The sequence below is a fragment of the Methanosarcina thermophila TM-1 genome, from assembly GCF_000969885.1.
In the GTDB taxonomy this organism is placed as follows: Archaea; Halobacteriota; Methanosarcinia; order Methanosarcinales; family Methanosarcinaceae; genus Methanosarcina; species Methanosarcina thermophila.
Genome location: NZ_CP009501.1, coordinates 1,456,945 through 1,470,371, shown reverse-complemented (window position 1 = coordinate 1,470,371; position 13,427 = coordinate 1,456,945). Strand labels below are relative to the sequence as shown.

Genomic DNA, 13,427 nt, shown 5'->3' with positions numbered 1-13,427 from the left:
AAGGGGATAATAAAGCATGGAACAAATTAAGAATGATATTGTCGATTATCTGAAGGCTAATTCTTTTATGGACAATAACACCGTCCTGAATGATACTGATTCTCTCACTCAAAATGGCATAATAGATTCAATTGGTTTGCTTGAACTTATGGATTATATCTGTGAGAAATATTCTATTGATATTCCTGAGGACATGCTCACCCCGGAAAATTTTGATACTCTGGAAGGAATTGCGAATATGATAATTAAGCTGTCGAAGTGACACAGTATGCGGATTGATGCGTATATCAGCGAGTACGCCAGAAAAACCCCTCAAAATATTGCTCTTGAAGAGGGCACAAATTCCATTTCCTATAGCTGCCTTGACACTGATATAAATGCTATTGCTTCACATTTGACAGATTTTAATCACTGTCGGTTTGCAATCCTGGCAGAGTCAAGCATGCGGTATATAAAGATGCTTATGGCAGTATACCGATCAGCTAACATTGCCATTCCTCTGCCAATAGAATTTCCCAGGTTCAGTCTTGAGAAGCTTCTTGACACAGCCCATATCAACAATATCCTCACAACCGATACCCAGTACTCAAGATTTGGAGAGGGATTTTTTGAGCGTTTTGGAACTGTAATAGTTCTTTCCAGGGATACTTCCGTAAACATTCTCCGCAAAAATATCGAGACTGAACGGAATAATCCTGAACTTCGGCTTGTTCTTTATACCTCAGGCACAACAGGTACTCCAAAAGGAGTCATGTTAAGTGACAGAAATCTTGTATCAAATGCAGAATCCATAATCAAGGTACTTCGGCTAACCTCCAGTGATAAAGGAGCGCTTGTAATATCCCCTCATCATGCTTTTGGGAATTCCATAATTAACTCCCACCTGGCGTCTGGGGGTTCGGTCTGTGTTGGGAATATGAATTTCATTGCTTCAGTTTTCAACCTTATAGAATCAGATGTCTCAATATTTTATGGAGTACCCAGCACTTACCGTATACTTCTCAAATATCCTGATAGATTCAAACGATCCTTTGCAAAGGTCAGAACTGCTGCATCGGCAGGTGGAGGAATGGATAAAGCTATTGTGAAAGAAATGAAGGAGTTAGTTCCTGGTCTTGAAATCCTTCCTATGTACGGCCAGACTGAAGCGACTGCTAGACTTGCCTACCTGCCCGCAGAAGATGTGGATGAGTTTGTTGACACTATAGGAAAAGCAATTCCTGGTGTTACACTTGATGTTTTTGACTCCGATTGCAATCCCGCAGAGATTAACACAACAGGCGAACTGGTTGCTGCTGGAGATAATATTATGCTGGGTTATCTGGACGACGAGATTGCAACTGAAAAGAAAATTATCAATGGTTGGCTTCATACCGGCGATCTTGCACAGAAACTTCCCAATGGATATATCCGACTTCTCGGGCGCAAAGATGACCTTATAAAAATAGGTGACCATCGTGTTAATCCGCGAGAGATTGAAAGAAATATAGAAGAGAATACCGAGGTCTCCAAGGTTTTTGTCGTACCTGTGCCTCATGAGCTTATGGGAACTGCAATCAGTCTCCTTGTCATACCTTCAGAAGGAACAGAAATCGAAAATCTGTTTTCGTTCTGCCGTAAAAACCTTCCAGGCTACCTGTGCCCAAGAGAAATCCTGTTCATTGATCATCTACCCTTGAGCGAAAACGGGAAAATATCCAATCGATCCATAATAGAGGAGTACAAACATGTCAAAGCTAATATGCAAAAAGTGTGTTCTTGATTCCGATATTCCCGGTATCCAGATTAACGAGGAAAGTGGTCTCTGCCATTTCTGTGAGACATATACTCCTCTTACTCTTCAGGAAAAGACTGATTATCTGACAAGAATAGAAAAACTTTTTGAACAATACGCAGGGACGGGAAACTACGATGTAATTTATGCACTTTCAGGGGGCAAAGACTCTTCATACACCCTTTATAAACTTAAAAAAGATTATCCCTTTTTGAAAGTTCTTGCTGTTCAGTTCAATAATGGTTTTACTTCCGAGGGTGCAATTAAAAACGCAAAAAAGATTTGTGAGATTACAGGCTGTGATTATTTCCAGTTGACAATGAAAGAGGAAATTCTGCTTGATACATTCCGAAAAGCTGCTGAATCTTATGACGCCTTTCCTAGATTTGCCAAATATCGAGCCAGTGATATCTGTAATGTTTGCATCAGTATCATTAAGCAAAAACTGATCGAAAAAGCCATCACTGAGAAGGCTCCTTTTATTGTATTTGCTTTTACAGCTGGTCAGTCTCCTAATCCTATAATCCCTCTCTCGGCAAATTTTCTCAAGTGGTCAAGAAACCTGTTTGAAACCCAGCTCCAAAAAATAGGGGTTGATGATAAGGATGAAGTTTTCCTCCTGAAAAAATCGGTTCTTGCAAATCTGGGTGAGAATGTTCCGAGTATCCTTCATCCTCTCTGCCTATGGGATTATAATGAAGATGTAATACTTGAGACCCTGCTTGAAATCGGCTGGGAATCCCCAGGAATCAACGACAGCAACTCAACTAACTGTATCTTGAATTCCTTTGCCTGTTACAACCACCTGAAGAAATATGGATTCCACTCATACACCTTTGATATTGCAGGGCTTGTTCGAAGCGGGGATATGTCGAGGGAAGAAGGGTTTGAGAAAATTACTCAGGAACTCTCTCAACCCCTGATAATGGAGGCTGCAAAGAAGCTTAATTTCGATTTAAATCGATTTTGAGACTTTTAACTAAGATTCAACATAAGTGGTACATAACTAAGATTCAACATAAATGGTATTCATTCCGAGGGTTAAGCTATGGAAGCAGCAGAAGGTAAAAATGTCCATATTCTGGAAGAACTTAATCGAGATATTGAAAATTTATCTTTAAATCTCAAGAAATTTATTAAAGAGCAAGTAAGTGTTTTTAAGAAAAGAGGGGTGGTCATAGGAGTATCTGGAGGAATAGACTCTGCAGTAGCATTAACCCTCTGTGTCCATGCACTTGGGAAGGAAAACGTGTACTGTCTTCTCCTTCCTGAAGACGAATCCTCTCCTTCCAGCGCAGCCCTTGGAGCTGAAATCTGTGAGAGCCTTGGAGTTCCATACGAGGAAGTGTCCATCTCCCCTATCCTCAGGTCGCTTAATATCTATGATAAAAAGGAACAGATTATAAAGCGAACCTGCCCTGATTACGACCCTGATCTCCATAAGACGTCGCTTGTTCTTCCTGATTTTCTTAACCAGGGACTTTTAAATGTTCCTTATATCCAGCTTGTTAAAGATGGGGTACCTGCTGGGAAGTACAGACTGAAAGCGAATGATTATCTTGAATTAATAGGACTTCAGAATGTCAAACAGAGATCTCGAATGCTTGTTCAGTATATGTATGCTGAGAAGTTGAACTATGCGGTTTGCGGGACAACGAATAAGACAGAACTGTTTCTTGGTCAGTTTGTGAAATACGGGGATGGAGGCTCAGATTTTGAACCTCTAGCTGACTGTTATAAGGTCCAGGTTTATGCCCTGGGTAGACTGCTTAATGTCAACGAAGCTATTATGAAACGTCCTCCAAGTGCTGATACCTGGAGCCATTTTACTAGTGATGAAGAATTTTACTGGCGTATGCCTCTTGAGATTCTGGATCAGCTTCTGTACGCTCAGGAGCACCAGTTGCCGACCGAGGTGATTGAGAAAAATACCGGACTATCAAGTGAAACTATAGAAAAAGTCCTGATACATATCAACAGGATTAGAGATAGTACGGAGTATGTACGAGCCGCGCCGCCTATCTGCTATATTAGCAGGTAAAGACAGAAGTAATCTACATTAAATTGAGGATATGTACAGAGTCTAAAATACTCTTATTTATTTCATTCTTCCGGGTTATCCATAATTTTTTCGAGTTTATTTTAATGGAAAAACCTTTCTTTTTATCTATTTGCTGCTGTCTTTTACCTTCCGTTTTCCAACCATTTTTTTCTATAAGGAAGTGCGGCAAGTGACAGACAGAAACAAATGTAATGCAAAAGATTCATGCTTGAAGGGAAAAAACGAGCAGAACAAATAATGATGCTGTAATACTGGGTGCAAATACTTTAGCTTCGATGATGCTGTTTTTTTTGGATTTGTCTCTGACTTTTTGACATTTATTATTCTATTTTCTTTTCCGGCCTACTTTTTCCCAAAAAACAGTTTAATTGTGGAGTTAGGTGTGAAGTTATAAATCGATATCATCAGCACAATCATCTTTCATAAATTATTTTGTTGAAAAGTATATCCATTAACTTTATATAATCTTCTAATGTAACTTCTGTAATATAATGTTATTTGAATCGATTAACATTATATGATAAATCTAAGATTTCCAACAGAAAAACACGCTTGAACTTTTAACAATAGCTTGTGTGAAAGATCCCTAATTTAGTGGAGTGCTTATGAAATTCAAGTGTAGCGTTTGTGGTGATTATTACACTTGTTCACTTTGTTATTAAATTGTAATATCCAAGACAATCTCTGTATAAAAATTTCCAAACACCTTGACAATAACGTCTCAACAATAAGTCTCAGAAAAGAGGTCTTGAAAATGAGCAGTGAGCTTTGTATGGATAATAGCAATCAAAGCATGATTAAAAACAAAGAACAAATATTCACTGCTATTAAGGCTCCTCAAAATCTAACTGTGATTCTTCCTGCTTACAATGAAGAAGTATCCATTGGAAGCATAGTCCTTCTTTCCAGATTGTATGCAGATAATGTCATCGTTGTTGATGATGGCAGTTCTGACCGCACAGCTGAAATAGCTAGAAAAGCCGGAGCTGAAGTGATAGTCCATGAAGTTAACCGCGGAAAAGGCGAAGCCTTAAAAACCGGCTTTACAGCAGCAGCTAATCTAGGTGCTGATATAATTGTGACAATGGACTCCGATGGTCAGCATAACCCTGCTGATATTCCGAAGTTAGTTGATCCTATTATCCGAGGTGAGGCTGATATTGTCAGCGGTAGCCGTTATTTAAATGGTCTGGGTAGAAATACTCCTGTCTACCGCCGTTTTGGACAAAAAATTCTGGACAGATTTACCAATCTGAACTCAGGTCTCAAAATTACTGATTCTCAGAGCGGCTTCTATGCATTTGCAGCTTCTACAAGAGATGCCTTTCGCTTCACTGACAAGGGTATGGCAATAGAAAGTGAAATGCTCGCAGATGCAGGAAAGGCAGGTTTTAGAACTAGAGAAGTAGAAATTGGTGCCCGTTATGATGTGGAGTGCTCGACTTTAAGCCCGATTAAACACGGATTTGAGGTTTTTTCAAAGATTTTAAGGGATATAGAGCTTGAGAAGCCCCTTTTCTGCTTCACAGTGCCTGGTACGCTACTTGTAATAGCCGGTCTCTCTACAGGAGCTTACTTTCTGCATGTCTTTATCTCAGGAGGAAACCTCTATTTCGGACCTACAATACTTATGGTTCTCCTTACTGTTGTAGGGAGCTTTTTGGCGCTGATTGGTATACTATTGCATTCAATGTCCACAATCATTAGAGATATCAAAGGAGTTTAAAGCTTAATAATTGGCTGCAGCATAATGTTTTATTTTTCGAGCAGAAGAGGCTAATGGTTTCAGAGGAGTTAATAAGATGGATAATATTCCCAAAGTGTCTGTTGTTGTTTGCTCATATTCTCATGAGAGATATTGGGACACTATCGAGACGATAGAGTCGTTAGTCAAGCAATCTTATAAAAATATTGAGATTGTTCTAGTGGTCGATAGAAATCTAGATTTATTTAAAGCCTTTAATGAATCCGAGTATCTGAGATCATTAGATAATTTGATAATAGGTTTTTCAAATTTGCCTGGTTTATCGAATGCTCGAAATAAAGGAGTTGAACTCTCCTCTGGGAGTATTATCGCATTTATTGATGATGATGCTATCGCAGATAAAGACTGGATTTCTAATTTAGCAGTTTTTTATAAAGATCCAGAGGTTGTTAGCGTGGGAGGCCCTATGAAACCATTATGGATATCGGGTGAAGCTAAATGGATTCCAGAGGAGTTTTACTGGACAATGGGTTGTTCGTATAAAAGTCAAAAAGACACGATCCATTGTGTGAGGAGTAATTTCGGCTCTAATATGTCGTTTAGAAGTATGGTATTTAGTAAAGTTGGTCTTTTTGATGATAAATACGGTCTGATAAATAACAACATGAGAACTGGGGAAGAGACTGAATTTGGTATTAGAATTTTGAATACGTTAAATAATTCAAAGATAATATATACTCCAGACGCGGTTGTCTACCACAAAATATTTGAATTCCGTAAATCTTTTTCGTTTTTAGTGAAGCGATGTTTTGGATACGGTCGTGCGATATCAAATATAGGTAGTCAGAAAAAATTAGTAGATAATCAATTACAGTCGACGGAGACAAATTTTTTAAGTTATCTGATAAAATTTTCTTTCCCTGAAAGATTGAAAAATATTATTCGTCTAAGAAGCGTCTGTACTAACATTGCAAATATTGTTGCACTCCTTACTTTTTGTATGGTTGTATTTGGAGGCTTTGCCAGCGGGGAATTAATTCAATTGATTAACTCATTTTCAAGAGTTATTTTACATTTTAATGAAAGTTCGCATAATTATTTTGGCAAAGAGAAAACTGATTAACTTATAATTTACGTACCAAATGTATAAAATTAAATATAATAACTCCATTAGTTAAAACTATGCTCTAGAAAATTTAACAGCCTAATGCTAATATTTTTTCAATTCAAGCATCTCACACATAATTTTATTTAAATTATAGATAAACACTTTAGTTTTGAAAAAATTTAATATGTTGCGGTGGGCATTTTGAACAAGAATTTATTGCGCTCGACTATTCTTGCTTTTTCCACTTTTCTATCTGTCCTATGGATATTTTTTATGCACATTAACTGGGACTACATACAAGAGATCAGGCATTCAGACCCTATCTGGCTTGTTAACGGCGTTTGGCCCTGGATACATATTATAATTATAATGTACGTATTACTTTTCCTTATAATAGTGAAGTACGATCTAAAGGGAAAAATATTCCATCTTATTTTTATCGCTTATTTAGTATTAGTCATAGATGCAACGCCATATTTTTTGTCTACTTTATATCGTTTCCCAGACACTATTAACGTAGTACACGCGTCTGTTTTGCTCCCAGAAGTATTATCTGACTCGATTGATTTGTCCTATCCTGAAAGTTTCCCTGGCTCTTACATGTTGTTTCATATAGTTCATTTACTGGCAGGTATAGATTTATTTGCGTTTTCTCGGTTTATTTTCACACCTTTAGTTTTAATATCCATGTTTGTCTTCTGGTATTTATTAACAGAACATCTTTTTGATTCAAGAGTTGCCTTTATTTCAACTGTGGTTGCAATTCCAACACAAATTATCGAAATATCACTTACTCCCAATTCTTTAGCTATAATATTAACATTAATTTGCTTATTCTCATGTGTCTCAGATAAATGGAACACAAAAATTCTATTTTACATAGTTGCGATTGTACTTGTATCAACCCATGCAATACATCCGATTGTATTGCTAGTGATTCTTGCGTTTTTTTATTCTTATATTCGTATAACCAAGTTAAACATACTGGATATAACTTGGAAAAAAATTTGTTTCGTATTTCTCTCTTGGATCACATGGATATTCTCACCATCCTGCGTTATGGGTGCCGGAATAATTGAAACTCTTCATCGTATGCTGTCTTTGGAAAGCAGAAATTGGAGTCATGCCTCCACGTATACAGTTGGTACTGGAAATCTAGCAGCGGATTATGTATGGATACAAAATCTTACTATGTTTAAATATGAGCTGTATGCACTGGTTTTGGCAGTTATAATCGTATGCGATCTTTACTTTATAGGTTTTTATGCCTTCACTACTAACAATATAAATATGTTAAAAGAGCCCAAACTTATTATGAAATATTTTATGCTGCTACTAGGTGTGATTTTCTCAACCATTACTTTAGGTAATTTGATTTTAGGGGGATCAGATACTCAGAATATTATTAGTCGAACATTAAATTATTCACTACTGTTTGTTTCAATATTTATAGCTTCATCATTCAACTCTTTAAATATTCCATCCAAGCCTTTACGTAGAACTATTAAAGGTTTCTTTATTGTTTTTCTATTGATCGCCTTTGCAACATATCCATTTTATTCGTACGGCAGAGATTCCTATATCAATTATCCTACGTCTCAGGAAGTCGGATCTAATTTTTTCAGGGATCATGCACCTGATGATAATCTAAATGCAGTTTCATCATACACTAAAGCAGAATATTTCTATCAAATGATGGAAGGTAGAGATGAAGAGGAGGATAACGTGAGGAGATCTACTGTGTATGTTAACGGGTGGTATTCTATGAATTACCAAACTGAAGTCAGTCATGATGTTAGTAATGAGATGACATCAAGTTTTGGATGAGTTGTAAAGTTTTAATAAGTTATTTAAATAACTTTTGAAAGTTTACCTAAGAATTATTCCAAAAAGTATTATATTTCAATTTATTATCATTTGAGTAATGATAAAGCTGAAAATTATGTCGTTTGTGAGATTCTTAATAAAGTGGATAAAAATAGAATTTTAATTACAATCGACAGAAAAGCAGCCTGAAAATAATTAGAAATATGGAGCTCATCTCAAAATCATTTATTTCCATAATGATAAACTCTTGAGATTATTTGGCTAATTCGGAAATCAATTGATTGTCCCAAATTGAGATTTATTTGAAATTTAGAATCTATCTGAGTTTTGTTATGTTTTCAATATTAATCTCAGATAGATTTATGCATAAAGGATAAGATTTTCCTGATGTTTGGAATGCGATAGAAGAATACAGCTATAATATGCATAAAGCAGTTACGTTGAAAGGAAAAAGATAGGGTTAAATAAGTAAGGTAAAAGGTGCTTTAAGTGGGCTTATCTGTTTTTAATTATTTCTGGCTCGTTGTGAGTTTTATTTATGGTAAAGTATTCCATGAAAAAATGAGTGAAGGAGTTACTCATTTCTTCAAAAATTTATCATATGTGGGATTTGGAACATTCATTGGAACTGCCTTTTTATTTACTTTCAATGTGCTCGTCGGCAGGCTACTTGGACCTCTAGAGTACGGAAAATTCAGTCTAGTCCAATCAATTTCAATGTTTTTGTATGTTCCTATGCTTATGGGGTATCATAATGCAATGGTAAAATATAATGCTGAAGAAGAAAAATATGACAGACAGAAAAATGTAATCTCAACGACCTATATTTTAGTGCTTATTTTTACAACAATATCAGTAATTATATATTTATTTATTCCACAAAAAATATTAGAATACTTCTCTGTATCTAATGAAATATTTGATTTATGTATTCTTTTTTCTGTATTATATGCAGTTTATATGCTCCTAACAGCCACAGTTAATGGATTACATAAAATGAAAGCATTTGCAATGATTACTCCAATATATAGCACTATATTATTATTTACTTTTTTAAGCATTGCTTATATAAAGCCCCTTTCATATAAATTAGCTATATTTTCAATGCTTTTTTCATATCTAATAACATCTTGTTTAATACTAATTTATATTCGTAAATACCTTACATATGAGTTTGATAGAAAATGGGCGCATACGTTGACAAATTTTGCAATATACTCAATAATAGGAAGCATGACTTTCGTATTATACCCTAATATAAATCAAATACTAATAAACATGTATATGAGTACTGAAAATTTAGGGCTCTATAATGCTTACAGTTTCGCCTCAGTAAATATTGCGTCGTTAATTTTTAATATTTTCAATGGAGTATTCTTCCCGGTTGCATCAAAATGTAAAGATAAGACTGTTATTCTAAAAAGAATCAATAGAATTGCACCTTATTTAATTATATTCGGAACTATTTTTATAATTATTGTCGAATTTATTATTTTAAATATTTATGGTAGTAAATATACAATAAAAATCCCATTATTGTTTTCATTTGCAATTCTCAGTATTTTAATTGTTTACTATGGAACTTATAACTGGACTTTCTCTTCAGAAGGATTGGATGGTGTTAAATTAGTTAATAAAACTTCAATACTTATAGCTATTATCAATGTAATTTTGGCTATGTTTTTTATACCTTATCTAGGATTAATCGGAGCCACAATATCAACTTCTATTGCACTGGTTATAGGAGTATATTTCTTATTAAGTAAAGGAAAATATTTCAAATATGATAAAATTTAGCCTTGTTTCTAAAATAGTTTATGAAACTCTGAAAAATATGTATTCCATTATGAAAATTAAAAAATTATATTTATATTAGCCAATCGATAGGATTGATGCTTCCAGTTAAATTCTATTAACAAAAGTTTTAATTTTCATACTTATACAGCTATATCTAGCTAATTTAAAGAAATTGATGACCGGATAAATTGATCAAGAAATCACCAAGTATTCACTGAAAAAATGCTGCCTTATTTATTCATACTATATTTAAAATAAATTATTTGACTACGAATGTATAATAAAAGAAGTGAAGGTATGAATTTAATATATTTTTATCCCAAAGAAGACAATGCACCTGCAAATTTAGCACGTGAGTTGTACTTAGCCATTAAAATTAAAAAAGATTTAAATTTATGTATCAGTCCTTATCCTTGCAGTGATCTGTATCCTATGGATTCATACAGCTTAAAAGATTTATTTTTTGGTTCTAACGAATTTGTTGGGGTTCATATGACTACAAGTCCTTTTTTTGCTCCAACAAAACGATTTTTATTGCATCTAATAGCTGTATTAAAAAGAATACCTATTATTTTAAATTATCATGGTGATATTCGAATTGAAACCATGAATCAGCTTAAAAATAAAAGCTGGGTCAACTTCCTTAAATATATTCCAAGCTATCTTTTTGTTTCCCGATTCCTGAAAAATGCAGAAAAAGTAATTGTAAACTCATACAATATGAAATCTCTTGTTGAGAGGAAATATAATGTATCAAATGTTTATGTTATACCAAACGCGATAAATGATTTCTGGTTTTCTGAAAGCAAATCAAAAATTCACTTGGAAGGTTGTCCTTCAATTTTCTATCATGGCAGACTTTCTTATGAAAAAGGGGTTGATCTTCTTATTAAAGGTCTTGCAAAGAGCAAGAGATCAGATGTGATTTTATATATTTCAGGCATTGGTGATCAATTAGATTATTTGAAGTCTATTGCTGCAGAAGAAGGAATTAGTGATAACGTAAAGTTTTTAGGTAAAATTACAAACGATGAACTGAAGATGTATCTATCAAGTGTTGATCTGGCAATATATCCTTCTAGATACGAACCTTTTTCCCTTGCTATTTTAGAGGCTTTTGCTACACTAAACGGTATTGTATTCTATTCTAATAAGGCAGGGATAAATGACTTTGTAAATAATATGAATTTTGAGCTGAAATCTTTTGAACCCACTGTTGACGAAATTGCGAATATTATTCGGAGTCACTATTCTGCCGAAGAAGTGGATCACATTGTATCAATGCAAAAGAAATTTGCAAAATTTTTTACATGGGATTCAGTTTCTGCTCAATATATTCAAGTTTACAATGAATTGAAAAAAAATAAGTAAAATTTTTACCTTTGGATGATGAACTTATGTAATTTATAATTTTATTGATAGTGTGCCTAATTTACTGTAAAATTCGCTCTATCCTTTTACTCTTTTTTGATTTATTCTATTATACACTTATATCTTGTAATCCTCTCTTCACTAATATTACAGTATTGGACCACAAGTCTCGATACTAACTCTTGATTAGAGAATACTCCCATTCACTACTTTGCTTCTTCTTCTTTTTATCTCCTTGTTAGTTCTCTCCATAGCATTTGTTGTCCTTATTCCTTCCAGTGATTCTTTGGAATATAGAGTCAATCATATTTTACAGAAAATTTGGTAAGCTATTGAAGGCTCAGAAAAAGTTAGTAAGAGTAAATTTTATAGCTACATATTTTTGCCGTATTATTTATTTAATTATAGAATTACAATATTATTCTATAGTTATAATTTTCGTAAGTGGCATTACACTTACTTTTATCATTAGATTTTGGAATTAAGTCTTCGGTTTACTAGGATCAATAATTGAAATTAAGTATTGCTGGTGCTTGTAACTCTTATTTTAGCCCTTCCTGGACTCTTTGTGGCGCATCCGTATTCCTCTCTTGAATACCGATCATGATAAAGGAACTTTTTTAGCTTGTAGTTTAAAGTAATTGGTATAAACAAGTGGATTATAAAAAGTACTAGAGCAAATACAGTTTAATACATTATTAATTCTTACGAATCATAAGATTAAGGTATGGTTTAGTAAAAGCTGGGTTTATATTTGGCATTATTTTTTTCAATATTTTTTCATACTTGCGATTCAATCCTTTCGAGGCTAACAACTCATAAATATATTGGCATTTACCATAAATCCCAAAATCGCTGAGATTACTTATAATGTCCAAGCTTTCGATTGGCCCCATAGTAAGCTCGAGCTCGTGGTAACTGACTCCTCTCCCCCATCGGGATAATTTGACCAAATCTTTTGGAACACTATCTGGAAGCTCATTGAACTCATATCTCTTGCTAAAGGAGGCATAATCGTATGCTATGTCGTCTGGCAGCCAATAATAAAACGGCAGAAGCGATGTGTGAGAGTCATAATACCATAACCTATTTGGCGTATCTATGACTGCCCAGATATTTCCCGGCTTTAACATTTCCCATGTTTTTTTTATGGAGATCAGCCTTTCCTGTATGGTCATATGTTCCAAGCTGGCGAAAAATATTATAAAATCAAAATCGCTACCAGAGAGTTTGCTTGCAATTTCGGTTGCATTGCACTCAATAAACTGTGCGTTTACACCATGTAGTTCACAGCGTTTTTTCGCAACGGCCAAAGAATCGGCGTCTACATCGACTCCCACAACATTTGCACCTTGCTCAGCTAACGCTACGGTAGAAGAACCCGTACCACATCCTATTTCGAGAATTCGAGCGTTTTTTATGGGTTTTGCACTATCAAGCCAGGGAATTACTGAGTGTCGATCATAATCAAGCCTCTTAATGAGCTGGTTCTCCATGTCCCTCTTTCCTTCTTCCGATTCGAGAAAACTGGTTTCCACATCTCGGTAGAGGTTATACCTTAAACATTCTTTAAGTTCCAGAGCTTTATCATTATTAATCTCAGTAAAGTTTTTTTTTATGCTTTTTGGAACCGAAAAATTAGCAATTGTTTTCTCTGCTAAGGATATGAGGTTTCTATGTATATTCATAATGTGAATGTAAAAACACATGACTATATTAATGTTTTTATAACTTTGCAAAACCTTCAATTTCAGTCAAGATAAACCTGCATTTTTTGTTATGT

10 protein-coding genes are annotated in these 13,427 nt (G+C 34.6%); 9 read left to right on the top strand and 1 reads right to left on the bottom strand.

All coding sequences use genetic code 11. The features are described from left to right. Positions 1-16: 16 nt before the first annotated feature. The 9 genes from MSTHT_RS06325 to MSTHT_RS06285 all read left to right on the top strand — a co-directional run bounded on the left by MSTHT_RS06325 (position 17) and on the right by MSTHT_RS06285 (position 11,644). Entirely contained in the window at positions 17-262 is a 246-nt protein-coding gene (locus tag MSTHT_RS06325; protein ID WP_048167053.1) for an acyl carrier protein, read from the top strand. A gap of 6 nt (positions 263-268) precedes the next feature. Then, positions 269-1,762 carry a class I adenylate-forming enzyme family protein gene (locus MSTHT_RS06320; RefSeq protein WP_048167052.1) on the top strand — a complete coding sequence of 498 codons (1,494 nt, stop codon included), beginning with the start codon at positions 269-271 and terminating at the stop codon, positions 1,760-1,762. Then, on the top strand, positions 1,728-2,744 hold the full coding sequence (locus MSTHT_RS06315; protein WP_048167051.1) for an adenine nucleotide alpha hydrolase family protein: 1,017 nt from the start codon (positions 1,728-1,730) through the stop codon (positions 2,742-2,744). Before MSTHT_RS06320 ends, MSTHT_RS06315 begins: the two co-directional genes overlap by 35 nt. A 78-nt stretch (positions 2,745-2,822) precedes the next feature. After that, positions 2,823-3,815, top strand: coding sequence for an NAD(+) synthase (gene nadE / locus MSTHT_RS06310; protein WP_048167050.1), 993 nt, complete (start codon positions 2,823-2,825; stop codon positions 3,813-3,815). A gap of 775 nt (positions 3,816-4,590) precedes the next feature. Further along, a complete protein-coding gene (locus tag MSTHT_RS06305) occupies positions 4,591-5,562 on the top strand; it encodes a glycosyltransferase family 2 protein (protein ID WP_048167049.1) in 972 nt (323 codons plus the stop codon). 76 nt (positions 5,563-5,638) lie between these two features. After that, positions 5,639-6,664 carry a glycosyltransferase gene (locus MSTHT_RS06300; protein ID WP_048167048.1) on the top strand — a complete coding sequence of 342 codons (1,026 nt, stop codon included), beginning with the start codon at positions 5,639-5,641 and terminating at the stop codon, positions 6,662-6,664. A gap of 381 nt (positions 6,665-7,045) precedes the next feature. Beyond that, positions 7,046-8,476 (top strand): hypothetical protein, encoded by a 1,431-nt coding sequence (locus tag MSTHT_RS06295; RefSeq protein ID WP_156149731.1) that lies wholly within the window; start codon positions 7,046-7,048, stop codon positions 8,474-8,476. A 561-nt stretch (positions 8,477-9,037) separates the two neighbouring features. Next, positions 9,038-10,273, top strand: coding sequence for an oligosaccharide flippase family protein (locus tag MSTHT_RS06290; protein WP_156149707.1), 1,236 nt, complete (start codon positions 9,038-9,040; stop codon positions 10,271-10,273). A gap of 297 nt (positions 10,274-10,570) precedes the next feature. Further along, a complete protein-coding gene (locus MSTHT_RS06285) occupies positions 10,571-11,644 on the top strand; it encodes a glycosyltransferase family 4 protein (RefSeq protein WP_048167046.1) in 1,074 nt (357 codons plus the stop codon). A 698-nt stretch (positions 11,645-12,342) separates the two neighbouring features. Here the strand turns inward: MSTHT_RS06285 and MSTHT_RS06280 are convergent. Further along, complete coding sequence (locus tag MSTHT_RS06280) at positions 12,343-13,332, bottom strand: class I SAM-dependent methyltransferase (RefSeq protein WP_197071765.1); 990 nt, start codon at positions 13,330-13,332, stop codon at positions 12,343-12,345. Between the last annotated feature and the right edge of the window lie 95 nt (positions 13,333-13,427).